This window comes from Enterobacter cloacae complex sp. HYC080_NIDB (assembly GCF_056673325.1).
Window position 1 is genome coordinate 4,507,664 of sequence record NZ_CP114212.1, and the last position, 20,943, is coordinate 4,528,606.

21 protein-coding genes and 1 other annotated feature are annotated in these 20,943 nt (G+C 55.8%); of the genes, 6 read left to right on the top strand and 15 right to left on the bottom strand.

From position 1 onward, the window contains the following. The first annotated feature begins 58 nt into the window (after positions 1 to 58). Positions 59 to 805 (top strand): GntR family transcriptional regulator, encoded by a 747-nt coding sequence (locus O1723_RS21410; RefSeq protein ID WP_014881917.1) that lies wholly within the window; start codon positions 59 to 61, stop codon positions 803 to 805. Here O1723_RS21410 and O1723_RS21415 read toward each other — a convergent pair. The 3 genes from O1723_RS21415 to ibpA form a co-directional block, all read right to left on the bottom strand. Then, positions 773 to 2,434, bottom strand: a complete 1,662-nt coding sequence (locus O1723_RS21415; RefSeq protein WP_014881916.1) for a putative transporter — start codon at positions 2,432 to 2,434, stop codon at positions 773 to 775. The genes O1723_RS21410 and O1723_RS21415 overlap by 33 nt on opposite strands. 172 nt (positions 2,435 to 2,606) lie before the next feature. Beyond that, entirely contained in the window at positions 2,607 to 3,035 is a 429-nt protein-coding gene (ibpB, locus tag O1723_RS21420; protein ID WP_014881915.1) for a small heat shock chaperone IbpB, read from the bottom strand. A gap of 136 nt (positions 3,036 to 3,171) precedes the next feature. After that, positions 3,172 to 3,582, bottom strand: a complete 411-nt coding sequence (ibpA, locus tag O1723_RS21425) for a small heat shock chaperone IbpA (RefSeq protein WP_008500162.1) — start codon at positions 3,580 to 3,582, stop codon at positions 3,172 to 3,174. Further along, positions 3,576 to 3,647, bottom strand: a sequence feature (ROSE (Repression Of Heat Shock gene Expression) occurs in the 5'-region of heat shock genes and acts as an RNA thermometer to modulate expression.). Its footprint overlaps the gene before it by 7 nt. Positions 3,648 to 3,897: 250 nt before the next feature. On the opposite strand from ibpA, the gene O1723_RS21430 reads away from it, so the two are divergent. Beyond that, positions 3,898 to 4,230, top strand: coding sequence for a YceK/YidQ family lipoprotein (locus O1723_RS21430; RefSeq protein WP_014881914.1), 333 nt, complete (start codon positions 3,898 to 3,900; stop codon positions 4,228 to 4,230). Here O1723_RS21430 and O1723_RS21435 read toward each other — a convergent pair. From O1723_RS21435 to O1723_RS21470, 8 genes are all read right to left on the bottom strand, one after another. After that, positions 4,227 to 5,456 carry a YidR family protein gene (locus tag O1723_RS21435; protein ID WP_014881913.1) on the bottom strand — a complete coding sequence of 410 codons (1,230 nt, stop codon included), beginning with the start codon at positions 5,454 to 5,456 and terminating at the stop codon, positions 4,227 to 4,229. The genes O1723_RS21430 and O1723_RS21435 overlap by 4 nt on opposite strands. A gap of 51 nt (positions 5,457 to 5,507) precedes the next feature. Then, entirely contained in the window at positions 5,508 to 6,845 is a 1,338-nt protein-coding gene (locus O1723_RS21440) for an MFS transporter (protein ID WP_045269315.1), read from the bottom strand. A gap of 178 nt (positions 6,846 to 7,023) precedes the next feature. Next, positions 7,024 to 8,172, bottom strand: a complete 1,149-nt coding sequence (dgoD, locus tag O1723_RS21445; RefSeq protein ID WP_023336499.1) for a galactonate dehydratase — start codon at positions 8,170 to 8,172, stop codon at positions 7,024 to 7,026. Next, positions 8,169 to 8,786 (bottom strand): 2-dehydro-3-deoxy-6-phosphogalactonate aldolase, encoded by a 618-nt coding sequence (locus O1723_RS21450; RefSeq protein WP_014881910.1) that lies wholly within the window; start codon positions 8,784 to 8,786, stop codon positions 8,169 to 8,171. Before O1723_RS21450 ends, dgoD begins: the two co-directional genes overlap by 4 nt. Next, entirely contained in the window at positions 8,770 to 9,648 is an 879-nt protein-coding gene (locus O1723_RS21455) for a 2-dehydro-3-deoxygalactonokinase (RefSeq protein WP_248190862.1), read from the bottom strand. The genes O1723_RS21450 and O1723_RS21455 overlap by 17 nt, the downstream gene beginning before the upstream one ends. Next, positions 9,645 to 10,334, bottom strand: coding sequence for a D-galactonate utilization transcriptional regulator DgoR (dgoR, locus tag O1723_RS21460; RefSeq protein ID WP_014881908.1), 690 nt, complete (start codon positions 10,332 to 10,334; stop codon positions 9,645 to 9,647). Before dgoR ends, O1723_RS21455 begins: the two co-directional genes overlap by 4 nt. Positions 10,335 to 10,560: 226 nt before the next feature. Continuing rightward, on the bottom strand, positions 10,561 to 11,373 hold the full coding sequence (yidA, locus tag O1723_RS21465) for a sugar-phosphatase (protein WP_014881907.1): 813 nt from the start codon (positions 11,371 to 11,373) through the stop codon (positions 10,561 to 10,563). 115 nt (positions 11,374 to 11,488) lie between these two features. After that, positions 11,489 to 12,514, bottom strand: coding sequence for a zinc-dependent alcohol dehydrogenase family protein (locus O1723_RS21470; RefSeq protein ID WP_014881906.1), 1,026 nt, complete (start codon positions 12,512 to 12,514; stop codon positions 11,489 to 11,491). A 109-nt stretch (positions 12,515 to 12,623) separates the two neighbouring features. Between O1723_RS21470 and O1723_RS21475 the strand changes: the two genes are divergently transcribed. Beyond that, positions 12,624 to 13,559 carry a LysR family transcriptional regulator gene (locus O1723_RS21475; protein WP_014881905.1) on the top strand — a complete coding sequence of 312 codons (936 nt, stop codon included), beginning with the start codon at positions 12,624 to 12,626 and terminating at the stop codon, positions 13,557 to 13,559. A gap of 33 nt (positions 13,560 to 13,592) precedes the next feature. On the opposite strand, the gene gyrB is transcribed toward O1723_RS21475, so the two are convergent. The 4 genes from gyrB to dnaA are packed head-to-tail and all read right to left on the bottom strand — an operon-like array spanning position 13,593 to position 19,605. Further along, positions 13,593 to 16,004, bottom strand: coding sequence for a DNA topoisomerase (ATP-hydrolyzing) subunit B (gyrB, locus tag O1723_RS21480; protein WP_014881904.1), 2,412 nt, complete (start codon positions 16,002 to 16,004; stop codon positions 13,593 to 13,595). Between the two features lie 28 nt (positions 16,005 to 16,032). Then, positions 16,033 to 17,106: a DNA replication/repair protein RecF gene (gene recF, locus O1723_RS21485; protein ID WP_014881903.1), complete on the bottom strand. Its 1,074-nt coding sequence runs from the start codon at positions 17,104 to 17,106 to the stop codon at positions 16,033 to 16,035. Continuing rightward, positions 17,106 to 18,206, bottom strand: a complete 1,101-nt coding sequence (gene dnaN / locus O1723_RS21490) for a DNA polymerase III subunit beta (RefSeq protein WP_010426557.1) — start codon at positions 18,204 to 18,206, stop codon at positions 17,106 to 17,108. The genes recF and dnaN overlap by 1 nt, the downstream gene beginning before the upstream one ends. Positions 18,207 to 18,210: 4 nt before the next feature. After that, positions 18,211 to 19,605, bottom strand: coding sequence for a chromosomal replication initiator protein DnaA (dnaA, locus tag O1723_RS21495; RefSeq protein WP_014881902.1), 1,395 nt, complete (start codon positions 19,603 to 19,605; stop codon positions 18,211 to 18,213). A gap of 600 nt (positions 19,606 to 20,205) precedes the next feature. Here dnaA and rpmH point away from each other — a divergent pair. From rpmH to yidD, 3 genes are read left to right on the top strand one after another with little or no spacing between them, the layout of a single operon-like run. Next, a complete protein-coding gene (gene rpmH / locus O1723_RS21500; RefSeq protein ID WP_000831330.1) occupies positions 20,206 to 20,346 on the top strand; it encodes a 50S ribosomal protein L34 in 141 nt (46 codons plus the stop codon). Positions 20,347 to 20,362: 16 nt separating this feature from the next. Beyond that, positions 20,363 to 20,722, top strand: a complete 360-nt coding sequence (gene rnpA / locus O1723_RS21505) for a ribonuclease P protein component (protein WP_014072458.1) — start codon at positions 20,363 to 20,365, stop codon at positions 20,720 to 20,722. Continuing rightward, complete coding sequence (gene yidD, locus O1723_RS21510) at positions 20,686 to 20,943, top strand: membrane protein insertion efficiency factor YidD (RefSeq protein ID WP_001307474.1); 258 nt, start codon at positions 20,686 to 20,688, stop codon at positions 20,941 to 20,943. Before rnpA ends, yidD begins: the two co-directional genes overlap by 37 nt.

Here is a 20,943-nt window from a genome sequence, read left to right on the forward strand (position 1 = left end):
TAAATATGGACATGTGAAGACGTAACCGACGTCATGATGCGGGCAGAGAGGTCTACTGGTGATCTACAAATCTATTGCCGACAGATTGCGGCTGCGGCTGAATTCGTCGGACTACAACATCGGCAGCCCGCTACCGGGTGAGAAAGCGCTGGCGCAGGAGTTCGGCGTGGCGCGCATGACCATCCGCAAGGCGCTGGATCTGCTGGTGAGCTGGGGGCTGGTTGAGCGACGGCACGGCAGCGGCACGTTTGTCTCGCGTAAGGACGTTCACCACGAAACCACGAATCTGACCGGGCTGGTGGAGGTGCTGCGTCAGCAGGGAAAAGAGGTGCAGAGTAAAGTGTTGCAGTTTGAAGTGATGCCCGCGCCACCCGCCATCGCCAGCCAGCTGCGGATTCAGGTCGATGAGCGGATCTACTTTTCCCGGCGGGTACGCTACGTGGACGGGAAGCCGCTGATGCTGGAGGACAGCTTTATGCCGGTGAAGCTGTTTCGCAACCTCTCGCTGGCGCATCTGGAAGGGTCAAAGTTTGATTACATCGAGAAAGAGTGCGGGATCACCATCAGCGGCAACTATGAGAGCCTGACGCCGGTGCTGGCAGATAAACAGCTGGCCGGTTACCTGAACCTGCCGGAACAGACGCCGCTGCTGCGAATCACGTCACTTTCCTACAGCGACAGCGGCGAGTTCCTCAATTATTCCGTGATGTTTCGTAATACCAGTGATTACCAGGTGGACTACCATCTGCGGCGCATCCACCCGGAAGTGCTGCTAGCTCATCCCCCAGAACAGCACCGCGAGTAGCTGCGGCGTGATGATGCGCAGGAACATTACCAGCGGGTAGACGGTGGCATAGGAGAGTGCCGCTGCACCGCTGGTGGCATGCAGGTTATTGGCAAACGCGAGCGCAGGGGGATCGGTCATGGAGCCCGCCAGCATGCCGCACAGCGTCAGGTAGTTCATTTTGGCGAACATCCGCGCCAGAATGCCTACCGTCAGCAGCGGGATTGCCGTGATAAATATGCCGTAACCGACCCAGCTCATCCCTTCGCCCTTGATCAGGGTATCGACAAAATCCCCGCCGGATTTCAGCCCGACCACTGCCAGAAACAGCACGATGCCCAGCTCGCGCAGCGCCAGGTTGGCACTCGGCGGCATAAACCAGTAGAGCTTACCAATACAGCCGATGCGCCCGAGGATCAGCGCCATAATCAGCGGCCCGCCTGCCAGGCCCAGCTTAAGCGCCACCGGGAAGCCCGGCACGTACAGTGGAATGGAGCCCAGCAGCACGCCCAGGCCGATGCCGATAAACACCGGCAGCATCTGTACCTGCTGCAGTTTTTGCTGGGCGTTACCCACCATATCCGCCACCGCGTCAATTGACGACGGGCGACCAACCAGGTTGAGGATATCCCCGAACTGCAGGCTGGCTTCCGGGCTGGCGACCAGTTCAACACCCGCGCGATTCAGACGGGAGATAACCACGTCATAGCGTTCTTTTACCTGCAGATCGCGTATTTTTTTGCCGAGAACATGCTCATTGGTCACCACGACGCGTTCCACCCGCATATCGGTGCCGCGCGTGGAGAGCGAGGTGTCCACTTCCTGACCAATGACCAGTCGCGCATTGTTTAAATCCCCGGGCTGGCCGACCAGATGTAGCAGATCGCCTTGCTGAATAACGGTGCCGGGCGCGGGCACCATCAGCATATCGTCACGCTTAAGGCGGGAGCAGATGATATTGGCGCTGTTCAGGATCGGCACGTCCTGAATCGCCATATTATTCAGGTTGGGATTATCGACGCGAATGTTGATGGTTTTGATGGGCATATGGCCGTTGGTCAGCGTGGTTTCGTGATCTTTGGCCTCTGATTCGACGTTAACGCGAAACAGTACGCGTACCAGCCACATGGAGAGCAGAATGCCACAGATGCCAAACGGATAGGCCATGGCGTAGCTCATCCCCATCTGGTCGACAATACCGGGTTGAATCCCCAGATCGCGCAGGATTTGCTGGCCCGCACCGAGCGCCGGGGTGTTGGTGACCGCGCCGGAGAAAATGCCCAGAACCACAGGAAGGGGAATATCAAAGATTTTGTGCAGAATCGCGGTGACCAGCCCGCCCATGACCACAATGCCGAACGCAAAAAGATTGAGCCGTAGTCCGGAGACACGCAGGGAGGCAAAAAAGCCAGGGCCTACCTGAATCCCGATGGTATAAACGAACAGGATCAGGCCGAACTCCTGAACAAAGTGGAGCATTTCAGCGCTCAGAGCCAGCCCGAGCCGATCGGCAAAATGCCCGACAAAAATGCCGCCAAACAGCACGCCACCAATGCCAAACCCGACGCCGCGGATTTTGATATTGCCTATCCATAGTCCCACAACAGCGACCAGGGCCAACACGCTAACGGTTAACGCGATATCACTCATGATCCATTCCTTGCCCATAACCTTAGTTATATCAGGGATTCTCTCAGAGCCGTGGGGCGTTGTATGGGCGATGGCGCACAAAAAAGCCCTGCCGTGGCAGGGCCTTATGCGGTCTGTGAGCGGTGTCGGGTGGCGGCTACGCCTTACCCGACCTACAGGTTCGGCGGGCTTGTTAACTGTTCAACGCCGGCCGCTCGCTAATGGCGATACGCTGCGGCGCGATGGCTTCCGGCACGTTACGGGTCAGATCGATATGCAGTAGCCCGTTGGTAAAGGTCGCACCGGACACGTCCATATGGTCTGCCAGGGTAAAGCTCAGGCTAAACGGCTGATTAACCAGCCCCTGATGCAGCCATTGAGTCTCGGTCTCCTGTTTTTCCGGCGTCCCTTTCACGGTCAGACGGGTACCTTCAAGCTGGATGTCCAGATCCTCCTGGCGGAAACCGGCCAGCGCAAGGGTGATGCGATAGTGGTTATCGTCACTTTTTTCAATGTTATACGGCGGAAACGTCTGGTGCTCAGTCGTGCTTTGCAGGGCGTTAGCCAGTTTGTCAAAACCAATCCACTGACGCAGCAGAGGGGATAAATCATAGTTACGCATACTAAATCTCCTTCTAAGAAGCGAGTTCGGCACAGTTTAATTTTGTGCGCAGTTGTTCCTGCAAATCCTGATGGATTCGCATATGCTCCCGTTACGGCAAGCAAGTCTGTGTGGGCCGCGCTTGCGACCCCCGTGATTAGTTAATTTCGATACGGCGCGGTTTTTTCTCTTCCGGAATCACGCGTTCCAGTTCGATAAACAGCAGGCCGTTAACCAGGTTCGCGCCCTTGACGTGAATGTTCTCGGCTAACTGGAACTTGCGTTCAAAGTTACGCTCGGCGATGCCCTGGTAGAGGTAGGTACGTTCTTTCTGCTCGGCCGTATGGGAACCTTTCACCACTAGCAGGTTGTCCTGCGCGGTGATCTCCAGTTCGTTTTCTGCAAAACCGGCAACGGCAATCGCGATGCGGTAGTGGTTTTCGTCAACCAGCTCGACATTGTATGGAGGGTAGCCATTGCTCTGGCTTTGGTTATTTTCTAAATGGTTAAACAGGCGGTCAAAACCAATTGCAGAACGGTATAGCGGAGAAAGATCGAAGTTACGCATAAATAAAACTCCTGAAATCAGCGAGAAATTATAGCCTTCCACCATGGACAGGCCTTTGTGCCCCCGAACGCCCATCAGGCGCGTTCGTTATCGGGTCACATTCTTAAAATGGGTCTGGAACCGGGCTTTTCAAGACTATTTATGTGAGATTTTTTTGCACTTTGCTGGTTGTCGCATAGACTCTGGGACAACAGCACAAAGGGTTAAATTGCGATGACTGCCACAGTGCGGGATTATCGAGCTATCCATTTCGGATAAGGCTCGCTATAACCCTGAGTTGCAGGTCTATGCAGTAACATTAACGATGACTGAGTGATGATGAAAAATGTTCTGATAAAGCTGACGACGTTCAGCGGGGTAGTTTTACTTTGCGGGTGTTCGAGCGTGATGTCTCACACCGGCGGTAAAGAAGGAACATATCCGGGGACGCGCGCCAGCGCGGCGATGATCTCCGATGACGATACCAACTGGGGCACCAAATCCCTGGTTATCCTGGATATGCCGTTTACGGCAGTAGCGGATACGCTTCTGCTGCCGTGGGATGTATTCCGTAAGGATGACTCCGTGCGTTCACGGGTAGAGAAAAGCGAGCAGGAAAACCTGGCGACCAACGCCGTCATTCCGCCCGCCGAGATGCCTCCGCGCTAGTTCTGTGCGGTTTCCGTTATCCAAAGCTGACGGAAACCGCCCGTCTCTTCCATCCATGCAATAACGCGCCCGTTCGGAGAAAACACGACGGCATCCGCAGAAGGTGGATTGCCGTGATCGGACGTCAAAAACGTCACCTCTCCGGTCTGTGCGTCGCAGCACGCAATCCGATTTTCGAGCACAAATCCCAGCATCTTCCCGGACGGGTGCCAGTTGAACGCAGACTGGATATCGCGCTCAGCGTGGGTGAGCTGGCGCGGCTCGCCGCCCTCAGGCGAGATCAGCCACAGCTGCACAACGCCGTTATCATCACGCATCAGAAACGCGATTTGTGTCGCCTGCGGGTTACTGCGCACCCAGTGGCGCGGCACGTTCACCAGACCCGGATAGCGGTTGTGGTGCGTGAAGGTTAACCGACGCTGCATCACGCCCGCTGGCGGCGCAGGCAGCATTTCTGGCGTTCCCTGCAGCGGCGCATCACCCGCACGTTTCCAGCCCTGTTCATCTACTGGCAGGTTAACAATGAACAGTTCAGGCACTTTTTCGCCCTGTGCTGAGAGGGTATCGCCGATAAACGCAAGCCTGTCGTTGCCCACCCAGCCCTCTTCGTAGGCGCGATTGATTTCGTCGCTGCCCGGTTGTGGGTTAGGCGTCGTGCGGCTGACCAGCACGCTCCAGAAGGTTCCCGGATATTCACGCGGATGGTTCCCCTGTGGATTCACCGGGCCGAAAGGCGCCGCCACGCCAACGTTGCGTAAATCGAGCTTCGGATCGCGCATATGCATGACATGGTCGTTATAGGTAAAGCTGACCAACTGCCCGTTCGGGCTGAAGACATGTACGTGGCTGCCACCGCGCAGCGCGCCTGGAGTATAGGGCGCAGTGATATCCATCGCATCCAGATTGCTTACCTGACCGTGATGCGCAATCACCCCCTGGCGATGATGAAAATCGTAGCGCCAGTCCGCGTCCGGGTGTTTCGGGCCGTGGATAAAGATGTATTCATCCTGTGCAGGATGAACGGTCACCACGCCAACGTGCGCGCCGTCCGTCGCGCGATAAATCACCTCGACCTCGCCCGTGCCTACATTAACTCGTTCGATGGTTTCACCGGTGAACGACGCCCCTGACGGACGCACGTCATAGACCAGCCACTGGCTGTCCGGCGTCCAGGTATTGATATTAGTAAGCTGGTGGTTGCGGGAAGCGAAGGTGATTTGTTTCATGAGGATACCCTGATGCGCAGTTATCGCATCAGGGTAAAACATCCGTGTGGATTAGCCTACTCGTTTCACATCACCTACCAGCAGTATGTAAGAAAGCGCGCCAATCAACGCCACGGCGGAGATGTAAACCAGCGCCGGGCCAAAACCGTAATCCTGGGCCAGATAACCGATGACCAGCGGCACGGTAATTCCACCCAGCCCGCCAACGAAGTTGAACACACCGCCGGTCAGACCGATCAGCCGCATCGGTGCCAGGGACGACACCAGCGACCAGGTAATCGATGCGAAACCATTACCAAAGAACGCCACTGCCATCAGGGTCATTATCCATACCGGATCGTTGGTATAGTTGGCACCCATGATGCAGGTGGAGATCAGCAATCCGCATATAATCGGTGTTTTACGCGCTACCCCCAATGAGAACCCTTTTTTTACCAGCTTATCCGCCAGCCAGCCCGAGAGCAGGACACCGAAGAACGCGGCAAGGAACGGTACGGTGGTCATAAAACCCGCCTTCAGCGCGGTGATCCCCTTCTCCTGCGTCAGGTAGTTTGGGAACCACGTCAGGAAGAACCACAGCGTGGACGTCACCGCAAATTGCCCCAGGTAAACCCCCACCAGCTTACGGTGGAAGACCAGCTTCCAGTCGGCTTTGGTCAGCGGCTGGCGCGCCTCTTTTTTCACGGGCGCATCACCATCCACCAGGCCGCCGCCGTCGCGGATATAGTCCAGCTCTGCTTTGCTGATGCTTTTGGTCAGGCGCGGCGGCTGATAGACCTTAATCCAGATAAACGACCAGATGATGCCGATCCCACCGGTAACAATAAACACCCAGTGCCAACTCAGCAGTTCCTGGATCCAGATTAACAATGGCGTCAGGAATGCCAGACCAACAAACTGCCCGGAGGTGTAAAAGCCCACCGCGGAGGCACGTTCGTGTTCCGGGAACCAGCTGGTCACCATGCGGTTATTGGTCGGGAACGCGGGTGCTTCAAATATCCCGGTGATGGCACGCAGGCCGATCAGCGACATTAGTCCGGTCGCGAAGCCCTGGAACAAGGTCGCCACGGACCAGCCAAAAATAGCGATAAAATAAGTCAGACGTGAACCCACGCGGTCAAGGAACCAGCCGCCCGGGATCTGGCAAAGCGTATAGAGCCAGGCAAACGCCGAGAAGACATAACCCATTTCCGCTTTAGTGATACCAAACTCTTCCTGAATATGGGCCGATGCCACGGCAAGGTTGGCGCGGTCAACATAACAAATGACCACGGTAATAAAGATCATCAACAGCGTCAGGTAACGGCGACGCCCGGTTTTTGCAGCAGTAACTGGAATATCCATCGCAATCTGTCTCCAGATTTTGGGCATAGCGAAGCCGCTCACCATGCCCTGTAGTTTCAGAGGGTGTTATTATTTTTTTATTTAAAAACGTAGCCAGAATGCGCTAAATAATTCGTGCTGGGGGAAGGCGGCAAGTTTTCGCATCCCCGGGAGCATACAAAAGTATGTGACCGGGGTAAGAAAGCGCAGCCAACGCCTCACCAGCGCGAAGTATAACGCGCATTTACCACTCGGCGACTGAACCGTCTTCATGCCGCCATAACGGGTTACGCCAGTCCGGCGCATTTTTACTCAGCTCAATAACTTTGGCTTCGTCAATTTCAACGCCCAGACCCGGTTTCGTTAACGGTTTAAAGAATCCGCCTTCCATGCTGAAGTCTTCTTTGTTTTTCACAAAATCGAGCAGCTCCGCGCCTTTGTTATAGTGAATCCCCATGCTTTGTTCCTGGAACACGGCATTGCGGGAGACAAAATCGACATGCAGGCAGGCCGCCAGCGCGATTGGCCCGAGCGGACAGTGCGGAGCCAGCGCCACGTCGTAGGCTTCAGCCATGCCGGCAATTTTGTAGCATTCGGTGATGCCGCCCGCGTGGGAAAGGTCCGGCTGCAGGATCGCAATGCCGCCCGCTTCGAGCACCCGTTTAAATTCAAAGCGTGAGAACATCCGTTCGCCCGCCGCGATAGGAATGTGCGTCTGTTCAGCCAGCTTCGGATAGTATTCGGCCTGCTCGGCCAGCACCGGCTCTTCGATAAACAGCGGGCGATATGGTTCCAGTTCTTTAATGAGCACCTTCGCCATCGGCGCGCTGACACGCCCATGAAAATCCAGACCGAACTCAATCTCGTTGCCGAAGGCTTCACGGATTTGCGCCACGGTATTTACCGCCCGGTCTACCGCGCGCGAGTTGTCGATGACGCCCATCTCTTCGCAGCCGTTGAGCTTGAAGGTGTCAAAACCGATGTTGCGCAGCTGTGTAATGCCGTCGATCACTTCCGCAGGGCGGTCGCCTCCGACCCAGCTATAGGCTTTGATTTTGTCGCGCACCAGGCCACCCATCAGTTGCCAGACCGGGGCGTTCAGCACTTTACCTTTGATATCCCATAGCGCCTGGTCGATACCGGCGATAGCGCTCATGAGAATCGGACCACCGCGGTAGAAACCCGCGCGATACATCACCTGCCAGAGGTCGTTAATGCGTGCCGGATCCTGCCCAATCAGATATTCCCCCAGCTCATGCACTGCAGCTTCAACGGTGCGGGCTCGCCCTTCAATCACCGGCTCGCCCCAGCCCACAACACCTTCGTCGGTTTCGATTTTCAGGAACATCCAGCGCGGGGGTAAACGGTACGTGATGAGTTTGGTTATTTTCATTTCACTGCCTCTCGATACGCTTTCACAAATGCTGCCGCCTGCTGTGCGGTACGTTCAACGGTCTGTCCGGCGCGATAAAGATCGCTGCCCAGCCCCGCGCCCACACAGCCAGCGCTTATCCACTGGCCCAGGTTTTCTGGCGTAACGCCACCCACGGCAAAGACCGGCACGCTGGCGGGCAATACCGCCTTCAGCGCTTTGATGTAATCCGGACCAAAAGCCGAGGACGGGAAAATTTTCAGCGATTGCGCGCCCGCGTCGAGGGCAGTAAACGCTTCTGTGGCCGTCGCGCATCCCGGACAAACGGTCATGCCGTAACCCACCGCACGGCGGATCACCTCAGGATGGATGTTCGGGGTGACGATGAGCTTGCAGCCCATCTTTGCCAGCTGGTCCACCTGCTCCGGTTGTAAGACGGTCCCCGCGCCAATCAGCGCTTTATCACCAAACGCATCCACCACGGCCGGAATGCTCTTTTCCCATTGTGGGGAGTTGAGCGGAATCTCCACCGCGTCGAACCCGGCGTCTATAACTGCGCCGACGTGCGCTAACGCCTCATCGGGCGTGATACCGCGCAAAATCGCGATAAGGGGAAGGTCAGTTTGCCACTGCATGAGCGATGCTCCTTATTCCTGCCTGAAATGCCGTGTCGCCGGGTACCGTTGAAACGGTAAGCCCAACAGCGCGGAACGCCTGTTCGTAGCGTGACGTTAGCGATGCGCCTGCGACAATCGTGATGGCCTGCTCGTACGCGATGAAGTCACGCATGCTGGCGACCTCAGCGCCAATCAGCAGGCCCGAGAGAAATTCACTGACCTGCTCGCGCGGGAGATCGCCCAGCACGTGCGAGGCGCGAACCTCAAAAAGTTGCGGCAAAACGACAGGACAGGCGTTCCCACGCGCCAGACCAGCAGCAAACGCCTCTGGCGAGGATTTTTGCTCCGGCAAACCCGCCCCCACCAGCGAATGGTTGAGCAGCAAATGATGCAGCTCGCCGGTCATCACGGTGCGAAAGTCGTGGATTTGCTCAGCATCCGCCTGGACCCACTTGCAGTGCGTTCCGGGTATAACGTAGACAGAAGAAGGAGATAGCGTGCGCGCGCCAAGGAGCTGCGTCTCTTCGCCGCGCATCACGTTGTGGTTATCGTCGCGAGAAACGCACAAACCGGGAATAATCCAGATATTGTCGCCTACGGACGTTAAACGATCGCCAATAGCGGAGAAATGGGCGGGAACAGGCAGATAAGGCGCGGTTTTCCAGCCTACGTTACTTCCTACCATACCCGCCATGACTACCGGCGTGGCGCTATCGCGCCAGTTTTGCGTCACTTCTGCTAACACCGCCTCAGGGGATTTACCGTTCAGGCGCGTTACGCCTGCTTCTGATTGCCTGCTCTCCAGGCACTGCTCGTCCTGGTACAGCCAGGCGCGCAGATTGGTCGAACCCCAGTCAATTGCGATGTAGCGAGATGTCATGTGATTTCCTTCAACCTTCGTGTCGAGCTGGCAATCATGGTAAGTGCCGCCTGCTCTGCCGCATTGCCATCCTGATGCCGTATCGCATCAAACAGCGCTTTATGTTCCTGGAGCGTTTTTGGCATGTTGGCCTCATCACCCATCCAGGTACGTTCAAATACTGCTCGCTGTAGCGAGCTGATCGCCACGCTAAGCTGCTGTAATACCGGGTTATGTACCGACTGCAACACCGCTTCGTGATAGCGAATATCAGCCTCATTGAACGCTTCCCGGTTCTGGTTATTGGCAATCATGTCGTTTAAAGCCGACTCGATTTGTGCCAGGTCGCCGGACGTTGCCCGTTCCGCTGCCCAACGTGCGATTGCCGGTTCCACCAGATTTCGGACTTCACTCATCGCGCCGATAAGCCGCGGGTCGTAATCGTTTTCCAGTACCCACTGCAATACGTCGGTATCGAGGTAGTTCCACTGGTTGCGCGGGGCAACAAACGCGCCGCGATACCGTTTCATTTCAATCAGACGCTTCGCCATCAGCGAGCGGAACACTTCCCGGATGATGTTGCGCGAAGTTTCAAATTCCTCACACAGTTCAGCCTCTGCTGGCAGTGGCGAACCGGGAACGTATTTCCCCCCGACAATCTGGGTGCCCAGCGTAATGACGATGCGATCGGTTTTATTGAGAGTCATGGAGAGTCCTTGTGCTCTTTGTGTACATGACTACTTTACCGCGACCGCCGAATTTCACCTCACTTTTGCAGTACAAACGTGAGGGAGTTCGTCTTTGCCATGGCTTTAATGTAGTACAATCATTCAATGTTGTACTACAATCAAGATCACAAAAAGAACAATTCAATAAATTCAGCGCAAAAAAAAGCCCCGGTTGATAACCGAGGCCGATGAATGCAAACAGGCGTTACTGCAGCACAAACTTCTCGATGGCGTACGCCACACCGTCTTCCAGATTGGATTTGGTGACGAAGTTAGCCACGTCTTTCACCGACGGGATCGCGTTATCCATCGCGACGCCCATCCCCGCAAATTCAATCATCGCGATGTCGTTTTCCTGGTCGCCCAGCGCCATGATTTCCTCAGGTTTAATACCCAGCGCGTCAGCCAGTGATTTTACACCCGTGCCTTTATTGACGCGTTTATCGAGAATTTCGAGGAAGTACGGCGCGCTTTTCAACACGGTGTACTTCTCTTTGACCTCTGCCGGAATACGCGCGATGGCTTTATCCAGGATCTCCGGCTCATCGATCATCATCACTTTCAGGAACTGCGTCGCCGGGTCCATTTTCTCGGCTTCACAGAAGACCAGCGGAATGGTCGCAACGTAAGATTCATGCACCGTGTAGTAGCTGATATCGCGGTTGGCGGTGTAGAGCGTATTGCGATCGAGCGCGTGGAAGTGAGAGCCCACTTCACGGGAAAGTTTTTCCAGGAAGAGATAGTCGTCGTAGCTCAGTGCCGTTTGCGCAACCGTGCTGCCATCTGCGGCTTTCTGCACCAGCGCGCCGTTATAGGTGATGCAGTAATCACCCGGCTGGTTCATGTGCAGCTCTTTCAGGTAACTGTGCACGCCCGCATACGGACGCCCGGTGGTCAGTACCACATTCACGCCCTTCGCGCGTGCGGCAGCGATCGCGTTTTTAACGGCAGGAGAGATAGTGTGGTCTGGCAGCAGCAGCGTGCCATCCATGTCGATTGCAATGAGTTTGATAGCCATGAGTTCCCCAGGATAAATGAGTGCTGTCTCATGCTAACGCGATTAAGCACACAAAAATAGAGCTACATTGCGCAACAGAAGTGCCCCTTTTACCCGCATCCCGGGGAATAATGCCTTACTCGCGGGTCAGGACAATTTTGCCAAACGCACCGCGATCCAGGTGTTTAAGCGCCTGTTCGAGTTCATCAAAGCGGTAGCGATGCTCGATCACAGGTTTCAGTCCCGTCACATCCACAGCGCGGACGAAATCTTCCAGCGCCCGGCGGTGCCCGACGCCAATCCCCTGAATGACCGGAGATTTCAGCAACAGTTCGCCAGCGGACAGCGAAATCTCACTTCCGGCCAGCACGCCAATAACAGAAATACGCCCGTGAACGGCAACGGCACGCAGGGAATGCTTCAGGTTCTCTCCCCCCACGGTTTCGATAATATGGTCGATGCCGCGATCCTGCGTGAGCGCCAGGGTATTTTCAGCCCAGTCGCCTTTCAGCCGGTTGATGCCCTGGGTGGCGCCCAGTTTTTTGGCCAGCGCCAGTTTTTCATCGCTCCCCGAGGTGACAAACACCTCTGCGCCGTGCGCTTTTGCGATCTGCAGGGCGAATATCGCCACGCCGCCCGTCCCCTGCACCAGTACCGATTGCCCGGCACGTAACTGACCGCGCTCCACCAGCGCGAACCAGGCGGTAAGCCCTGCGCAGGGCAGCGTGCTGGCTTCTGCATCGTCCAGAGTGTCCGGGGCGGCCACCAGCGCGTCTTCCTTCACAATCACATACTCGGCCAGCATTCCCTGGAAATAGCCGCCGGAGGTTTTATAGGGCAAATTGCGCGCGTCCGCCTGCGGCCTGCCGTCGATCCACTCCGGGAAGAAAGTGGAAATGACGCGAGCGCCGGGTTTGAAACGTGTTACGCCTTCGCCCGTGCTGTCCACCACGCCCGCCATGTCAGACGCAGGGGTAAACGGGAAGGCAAGCGGAATCGGCATCGTGCCTTCAATAACCATTTTATCGCGATAGTTAAGTGCAACGGCATTTACCCGTACGCGCACTTCACCCGGGCCAGGCGTTTGAACAGGTTCCTGAATGAGTCTGAGGTTCTCGCGCCCGAGGGCATTCATGGACCAGCGTTGCATTGTCTCTGTCATAATTTACTCCTGCCATCTATTAAGCTTCAGTTCTGACAGTCTACCGTTGACTTAATCTCTCCAGTGGCGATAAGTTTTCTCTTTATTGACGCCACAAAAGATACAATTCATGAGCGATACGCTGAAGGATATCCCTGTTTTTGTCGCCGCCGTGGAGGCGGGAAGTTTTGCTCAGGCCGCCATCCGTCTGCATTTGTCACGCTCGGCGGTAGGAAAAAGCATCGCTCGCCTTGAACAGCGTCTTGGCGTTCGTCTGTTTCAGCGCACCACCCGTAGCCTGAAGCTGACCGATAACGGCGCTCTTTTTTATGAACGCTGCCTGCGCGCGCTGGAGGAGATTCGGGGCGCAGAATCGTTGCTTGAGTCCGGAAAACAGCAGATCCGTGGCCGCCTGCGCGTCGCCATGCCGGTTCTGTTTGGCCGTCAGTGCGTTGCCCCTTTGCTGATAGAACTGGCGCAGGAGCACCCCGGTCTTGAACTGGAAATGTCGTTCAGCGACCGCGTGGTGGATCTCGTGGAGGAAGGATTCGATATGGCGGTACGTAACGGCACGCTTCAGGACAGTAGCATGCTGGTCGCCAGAAGGCTGGGGGAGCACCGGATGGTGCTGTGCGCCGCGCCGGATTACCTGCTGGAGAGGGGCCAGCCACAAAGCGTTGCGGATTTAGCACACCATGCAGCCATTAACTATCTGCGTGCAGGCAGAGTTTTGCCCTGGGAGCTGATGGATAACGAAGGGACGTCGCACACCTTTACTCCCCGCTCCTCACTCAACATGGACGACTTGCAGGCTATCTGCGATGCGGCGCTGGCCGGACACGGCATTGCGTGGCTGCCCTGCTGGATGGCCAGCAGAGAAATTCATCAGGGAAAACTCATCCCGCTGTTAAAGCAGGCACCGGAAGTGCGCTTCGACGTTCATGCAGTCTGGCAAAAGACGCCACATCTGCCACTGAGAGTCAGAATTGCTGTCGATATGCTCGCCAGCCGTTTACCGTCAGTGCTGTCGCTGGATTTGTCTGCGCCCATAAAAAAGCCGCGCTAATTGCGCGGCCTCAGTAAAGCAATCTCACTACGATTAAATATCGATATTCGCCGCTTTCAGCGCGTTCTCTTCGATGAAGGCACGGCGTGGTTCAACCGCATCGCCCATCAACGTCGTGAACAGCTGGTCGGCTGCAATCGCATCTTTCACGGTGACGCGCAGCATACGACGGCTTTCTGGATCCATGGTGGTTTCCCACAGCTGATCCGGGTTCATTTCACCCAGACCTTTATAACGCTGGATAGAAAGACCGCGACGGGACTCTTTCACCAGCCAGTCCAGCGCCTGCTCGAAGCTGGCTACCGGCTGACGACGTTCGCCACGTTCGATAAACGCATCGTCTTCGATCAGACCGCGCAGCTTCTCGCCGAGGGTGCAGATACGACGATATTCCGGACCGGTCACGAATTCGTGCTCCAGCGGGTAGTCGGTGTCGACGCCGTGGGTGCGCACGCGAACAATCGGCTCGAACTGCTGGGCCGCGTTCTGCTGAACGTCAAATTTCCACTGGCTACCGTGCTGCTCTTTCTCGTTCAGCTCGCTCACCAGGGTGTTCACCCAGCGGGTAACTGCCTGTTCGTCGCTCAGTTCGGCTTCAGTCAGGGTTGGCTGATAGATCAGCTCCTTCAGCAGCGCTTTCGGATAACGACGCTCCATACGACCAATCATTTTCTGAGTGGCGTTGAACTCAGAAACCAGACGCTCCAGCGGCTCGCCGGCCAGTGCAGGGGCATGAGAGTTCGCGTGCAGGGTTGCACCGTCAAGCGCGATCGCGATTTGGTACTGATCCATCGCATCGTCATCTTTAATGTACTGTTCCTGCTTGCCTTTCTTCACTTTGTACAGCGGTGGCTGTGCAATGTAGACGTGGCCACGTTCAACGATTTCCGGCATCTGACGATAGAAGAAGGTCAACAGCAGCGTACGGATGTGCGAGCCGTCGACGTCCGCATCGGTCATGATGATGATGCTGTGATAACGCAGTTTGTCCGGGTTGTACTCGTCACGCCCAATGCCGCAGCCCAGCGCGGTGATAAGCGTCGCCACTTCCTGAGAAGAGAGCATTTTGTCGAAGCGCGCCTTCTCAACGTTGAGGATTTTACCCTTCAACGGCAGGATTGCCTGGTTCTTACGGTTACGGCCCTGCTTCGCAGAACCGCCCGCGGAGTCCCCTTCCACAAGGTACAGTTCAGAGAGCGCCGGGTCGCGTTCCTGGCAGTCAGCCAGCTTGCCTGGCAGACCCGCTAAGTCCAGAGCGCCTTTACGACGGGTCATTTCACGGGCTTTACGCGCCGCTTCACGAGCACGTGCCGCGTCAATAATTTTGCCGACAACGATTTTCGCGTCAGACGGGTTTTCCAGCAGGTATTCGCTAAGCAGTTCGTTCATCTGCTGTTCAACCGCCGATTTCACCTCAGAAGAGACCAGCTTATCTTTGGTCTGTGATGAGAACTTCGGATCCGGCACCTTCACGGAGACAACGGCAATCAAACCTTCACGGGCATCGTCGCCGGTGGCGCTGACTTTCGCTTTTTTGCTGTAGCCTTCTTTGTCCATGTAGGCGTTCAGGGTACGGGTCATCGCCGCACGGAAGCCCGCCAGGTGCGTACCGCCGTCACGCTGTGGAATGTTGTTGGTGAAGCAGTAGATGTTTTCCTGGAAACCATCATTCCACTGCAACGCCACTTCAACGCCGATACCGTCTTTTTCTGTGGAGAAGTAGAAGATATTCGGGTGAATTGGCGTTTTATTCTTGTTCAGATACTCAACGAACGCCTTGATCCCGCCTTCGTAGTGGAAGTGGTCTTCTTTGTTGTCACGCTTGTCGCGCAGACGAATCGACACACCGGAGTTCAGGAACGACAGTTCACGCAGGCGTTTCGCCAGGATGTCATACTCGAATTCGGTGACGTTGGTGAAGGTTTCGAGGCTCGGCCAGAAACGCACCATGGTACCGGTTTTGTCGGTGTCGCCAGTGACGGCCAGCGGTGCCTGTGGCACGCCGTGCGTATAAAGCTGACGGTGAATTTTGCCTTCACGCTGGATAACCAGCTCCAGCTTCTGCGACAGGGCGTTAACCACGGAGACGCCTACGCCGTGCAGGCCGCCGGAAACTTTATAGGAGTTATCGTCAAACTTACCGCCTGCGTGCAGAACGGTCATGATCACTTCCGCAGCAGAGACGCCCTCTTCCGGGTGAATACCGGTTGGGATGCCACGGCCATCATCAGTGACGGAGACGGAGTTATCCGCATGGATGGTGACCACGATGTCTTTACAGTGACCCGCGAGCGCTTCGTCGATAGCGTTATCTACCACCTCGAATACCATGTGGTGCAGACCGGTGCCGTCATCCGTGTCGCCGATATACATACCCGGGCGCTTACGCACCGCATCCAGCCCTTTCAGGACTTTGATACTGGAGGAGTCATAAGAATTCGACATCAACGTTTCTCGCTCATTTCAACTTGGGTTAATCCGTTATTTTACCCTTTTCCACGGTAAACATCTTCGAATTTTCGTCCGACATGTCCATAACGTGTTCAGCGCTAATCGCGCTGACGAAAACCTGCGACTGCGTGGCTTTTAAGCGGCTGGCAAGCAGCCCGCGCCGCGCGTCGTCAAGTTCCGAGGCAAAATCATCTATCAGGTACAGGCAGCGTCGCCCGCTCTCGCGAGTGAGGAACTCTCCCTGCGCCAGGCGCAGTGCGCACATCAGGAGCTTGAGTTGCCCGCGCGACAATGTGTCTTCCACCGGCGCACCGTCGGCACGAATGCGGAAATCCGCCTTGTGCGGGCCGTGCGCGGTGTAGGTCAGCATGCGGTCGCGCTCGAAGTTTCTCTCTAACACCTCAGCATAATCCGTCTCTTTCTCCCAGCCGCGCTGGAAGGAGAAGGTGAGAGAGAACTCGGGTAAAAACTGTTTGCAGGTGTCGGCCATGTCTTCGGCGATACCTGCGCTGTATTCGGCACGCCAGCGGCTGATCTGTTCCGCGAGAGGGATAAGCTCCAAATCCCACGGGCGCAGCTGGGCGTAACGGGTGACCTGGCGCAACGCGGCGTTACGCTGCTTGAGCAGGCGCTTCAGGTTGCTCCAGGCGTTAAAGAAACCGGCTTCGTTGTGAAAGCATCCCCAGTCGAGGAATGCTCTTCTGTATTTGGGGCCGCCGTTGAGTAAAGTAAACCCCTCGGGCGTAATCAGCTGCATCGGCATGAGCAGCGCCAGCTCCGCCACCTTGTGGCCGTCGGTGCCGTCGATGCGTACCTTGCTGTCGCCCTGCTTGTCTTTGGTCAGGCCAATGGCGGTTTCTCGCTCCGCCCCCTGCAAACGCCCATGCAGAACAAAAGATTCCTGCTCGTGGCGAATGACGCGGCCAATCTGCAAACTGCGAAACGCCCGACCATGGCCGAGCGTATAGATGGCTTCCAGCACGCTGGTTTTGCCACTGCCGTTTGCGCCAACCAGGAAGTTAAAGCCAGGGGAGAGAGCGAGATCCGCGCTTTCGATGTTGCGAAAGTCGCGGATCAACAGACGGGTGAGCGACATTACAGTCTCATTGGCATGACAACATAAGCCGCGCTTTGGCTGGCAGCATCTTCAATCTGTACGCTCGATACGGAGTCGGTCAGCAGAATGCGCACGTTCTCGCATTTCAGCGCGTTCAACACGTCCAGCACATAGCTGACGTTGAAGCCGATTTCCATCTCGGTTCCGGCGTAGGTGACGTCCAGAATCTCTTCTGCCTCTTCCTGCTCCGGGTTATTGGCGGTGATTTTGATCTGGTTTTCGCTCACGTACAGACGCACGCCGCGGAATTTCTCGTTAGAGAGAATGGCGGCACGGGCAAACGCCTGCTTGAGGCTATCGCAGCCCGCTTCCAGCGTCTTGTCCGGGTTCTTCGGCAATACGCGGCGATAATCCGGGAAACGGCCGTCAACCAGCTTCGAAGTGAAGACAAAATCGCCCACATGCGCGCGGATGTTGTTGCTGCCGATCTGCACGCGCAGCGGCGTGTCGCCACCGTCGAGCATACGCATCAGCTCAATCACCCCTTTACGCGGCACGATCACCGAATGGTTTGGCAGCGAGTCGCCAATCGGCATAGAACAGACCGCCAGACGGTGGCCGTCGGTCGCTACGGTACGCAGCTCTTCGCCTTCGGTTTCGAACAGCATGCCGTTTAAGTAGTAACGAACGTCCTGATGCGCCATGGAGAACTGCGTGGCTTCAATCAAACGCTTCATCGTCGCCTGCGGTAGGGTGAATTCAACTTCACTCTGCCAGTCGTCCAGGTTCGGGAAGTCTGCAGCAGGCAGCGTGGAGAGCGAAAAACGGCTGCGGCCAGAGCGCACCAGCATACGGTCGCCTTCCAGCTGCACGGCAATTTCAGCGCCTTCCGGCAGCCCACGGCAGATATCAAAGAATTTACGTGCCGGAACCGTGGTCGCGCCCGCGTCGTGCGGCTGCGTCAGCGTAACGCGCGCGATCATTTCCATTTCCAGATCTGTACCGGTCAGCGACAGCGTACCGTCCGCGACCTGAAGCAGCAGGTTTCCGAGAATAGGCAGCGTTGGGCGGCCACCTAATGGGCCACTCACCTGTTGCAGCGGTTTTAATAAATGTTCACGTTCAACGGTAAATTTCATAGCGTCACGATGATAGTGTTCTGATTAAATTGGAGAAATCTTCTTTTATGTCGTGGCTTTCTTCGCGTAACTGCTCAATCTTGCGGCACGCATGCAGCACGGTCGTATGGTCACGGCCACCAAACGCATCGCCGATTTCCGGCAGACTGTGGTTGGTTAACTCCTTTGCCAGCGCCATCGCCATCTGACGCGGACGCGCCACCGAGCGGGAACGACGTTTAGACAGTAAATCTGCCACTTTGATCTTGTAGTACTCGGCCACCGTCTTTTGAATATTGTCGATAGTGACCAGTTTTTCCTGCAATGCCAGCAGATCACGCAGCGCTTCTCGCACAAAATCGATGGTGATCGCACGACCGGTAAAGTTGGCATTGGCAATCACGCGGTTCAGTGCTCCTTCCAGCTCACGCACATTGGAACGAAGACGCTTGGCAATAAAGAACGCCACTTCACCCGGCAGGCGAATGTCGTTCTCATCGGCTTTTTTCATCAGGATCGCGACGCGGGTTTCCAGCTCCGGCGGCTCGATCGCCACGGTCAGGCCCCAGCCGAAGCGGGATTTCAGACGATCTTCAACGCCGTTGATCTCTTTAGGATAACGATCCGAGGTCAGAATGATCTGCTGATTACCTTCCAGCAGGGCGTTGAAGGTGTGGAAAAATTCTTCCTGCGATCGTTCTTTATTGGCAAAGAACTGGATGTCATCGATCAGCAGCGCATCAACGGAACGGTAGTAGCGTTTAAACTCTTCGATCGCATTGTTTTGCAGGGCTTTTACCATGTCCTGAACGAAGCGCTCGGAGTGCATATACACCACTTTCGCATTCGGCTTGCGGGCCATAATGCCGTTACCCACCGCGTGCAGCAGGTGCGTTTTACCCAGACCCGTGCCGCCATACAGGAACAGCGGGTTGTAGGCGCCTCCGGGGTTATCAGCAACCTGACGAGCCGCCGCGCGCGCCAGCTGGTTCGACTTACCTTCAACGAAGTTATCGAACGTGTGCTTCACGTTAACGTTGGAGCGGTAGGTTGGCTCTGCCGGTGCAGGCACGTTATCCCAGCCCTGACGAGCAGGTGCAACGCGAGGGGCTGGCGCAGGAGCGGCCTGAGCTGGCGCTGCGACATTCACGGTTTCACGAACGGTTTGGGTGACGGGCCTGGTGCCCACTTCAAAACGCAGCTGCGGGACATCTGACCCGCAGAAATCGTTCAGCAGGCCATTGATGTTATTAAGGTACTTGTCTCTTACCCAATCGAGCACAAAACGGTTTGGCGCATACAAAGCCAGCGTGTTATCGCTCAGCTCCGCCTGCAACGGGCGGATCCACATACTGAATTCTGTGGCTGGTAACTCATCCTGCAATCGGGCAAGACACTGCTGCCAAAGCGAAAGTGACACGGCGGACTCCACTCGAACAATAAAAGAAAACTATTGAATATTCATGATTGTTGGCGCACATCGACATGACCCTGTGCAAAGGGTGACGTGCGAATTGCTATCTGCAATTTAATCCTGACCAGGATCCTGGGATCCCGATCGGGACCGCGGATCATAGCCTAAACTGAGCCAGAGATCTTCTGTTTCTCACAGATTCTTCCCGATTTATCCACAGGAAGTTCCGAAACCGGGTAAGTGTAAACGATCCTGGCGCGAGTGCCTCGCGATTTAGCCCGCATATTGGAAAATTTAATGAGCAACGACAATTTATTGCTTAAATGATCTAACGAAGATCCGGGACGATCCTTGCGCTTTGTTGCCGAGCCCGTATAATCCTCGACCCGGCGCGTGATGCTCATCTTCCTGCGTCGTCCGTTGCTCATTTTCCACGCGAAATCGTGCGGAAATACGCGGGAAATAAGGAAAGAGAATTGACTCCGGAGTGTACAATTATTACAATCCGGCCTCTTTAATCACCCACGCTGAGGCGTTAGTCGTTCGAAACTCGTTCGGGTATACGCAAAAGTCAGTGAATTTATTCAAGTTTAGGTAGAAATCGCCATGAAACGCACTTTTCAACCGTCTGTACTGAAGCGCAACCGTTCTCACGGCTTCCGTGCTCGTATGGCTACTAAAAATGGTCGTCAGGTTCTGGCACGTCGTCGTGCTAAAGGCCGCGCTCGTCTGACCGTTTCCAAGTAATAAAGCTAACCCCTGAGTGGTTAAGCTCGCATTTCCCAGGGAGTTACGTTTGTTAACTCCCACTCATTTCACTTTCGTCTTCCAGCAGCCACAACGGGCTGGCACGCCGCAAATCACCATCCTCGGCCGCCAAAATTCGCTGGGGCATCCCCGCATCGGTCTCACAGTCGCCAAGAAAAACGTTAAGCGCGCGCATGAACGCAATCGGATTAAACGTCTGACGCGTGAAAGCTTCCGTTTACGTCAGCACGAACTGCCTTCTATGGATTTCGTGGTGGTGGCTAAAAAGGGGGTTGCCGACCTCGATAACCGTGCTCTCTCGGAAGCGTTGGAAAAATTATGGCGCCGCCACTGTCGCCTGGCTCACGGGTCCTGATAGCCCTCATTCGGGTCTATCAACGCCTGATTAGTCCGCTACTCGGGCCGCACTGCCGTTTCACACCAACATGCTCAAGCTACGGAATTGAGGCATTGCGCAGGTTTGGAGTGATAAAAGGCAGTTGGTTGACGGTGAAACGCGTATTAAAATGCCACCCTTTACACCCCGGTGGAGACGACCCCGTCCCCCCAGGACCTTTTGATACCAGAGAACACTAA

Coding starts and splice junctions, on each gene's coding strand:
- O1723_RS21415 (WP_014881916.1), bottom strand. CDS start 2,434: ATGAGTGATATCGCGTTAACCGTTAGCGTGTTGGCCCTGGTCGCTGTT.
- ibpB (WP_014881915.1), bottom strand. CDS start 3,035: ATGCGTAACTATGATTTATCCCCTCTGCTGCGTCAGTGGATTGGTTTT.
- ibpA (WP_008500162.1), bottom strand. CDS start 3,582: ATGCGTAACTTCGATCTTTCTCCGCTATACCGTTCTGCAATTGGTTTT.
- O1723_RS21430 (WP_014881914.1), top strand. CDS start 3,898: ATGATGAAAAATGTTCTGATAAAGCTGACGACGTTCAGCGGGGTAGTT.
- O1723_RS21435 (WP_014881913.1), bottom strand. CDS start 5,456: ATGAAACAAATCACCTTCGCTTCCCGCAACCACCAGCTTACTAATATC.
- O1723_RS21440 (WP_045269315.1), bottom strand. CDS start 6,845: ATGGTGAGCGGCTTCGCTATGCCCAAAATCTGGAGACAGATTGCGATG.
- dgoD (WP_023336499.1), bottom strand. CDS start 8,172: ATGAAAATAACCAAACTCATCACGTACCGTTTACCCCCGCGCTGGATG.
- O1723_RS21450 (WP_014881910.1), bottom strand. CDS start 8,786: ATGCAGTGGCAAACTGACCTTCCCCTTATCGCGATTTTGCGCGGTATC.
- O1723_RS21455 (WP_248190862.1), bottom strand. CDS start 9,648: ATGACATCTCGCTACATCGCAATTGACTGGGGTTCGACCAATCTGCGC.
- dgoR (WP_014881908.1), bottom strand. CDS start 10,334: ATGACTCTCAATAAAACCGATCGCATCGTCATTACGCTGGGCACCCAG.
- yidA (WP_014881907.1), bottom strand. CDS start 11,373: ATGGCTATCAAACTCATTGCAATCGACATGGATGGCACGCTGCTGCTG.
- O1723_RS21470 (WP_014881906.1), bottom strand. CDS start 12,514: ATGACAGAGACAATGCAACGCTGGTCCATGAATGCCCTCGGGCGCGAG.
- O1723_RS21475 (WP_014881905.1), top strand. CDS start 12,624: ATGAGCGATACGCTGAAGGATATCCCTGTTTTTGTCGCCGCCGTGGAG.
- gyrB (WP_014881904.1), bottom strand. CDS start 16,004: ATGTCGAATTCTTATGACTCCTCCAGTATCAAAGTCCTGAAAGGGCTG.
- recF (WP_014881903.1), bottom strand. CDS start 17,106: ATGTCGCTCACCCGTCTGTTGATCCGCGACTTTCGCAACATCGAAAGC.
- dnaN (WP_010426557.1), bottom strand. CDS start 18,206: ATGAAATTTACCGTTGAACGTGAACATTTATTAAAACCGCTGCAACAG.
- rpmH (WP_000831330.1), top strand. CDS start 20,206: ATGAAACGCACTTTTCAACCGTCTGTACTGAAGCGCAACCGTTCTCAC.
- yidD (WP_001307474.1), top strand. CDS start 20,686: ATGGCGCCGCCACTGTCGCCTGGCTCACGGGTCCTGATAGCCCTCATT.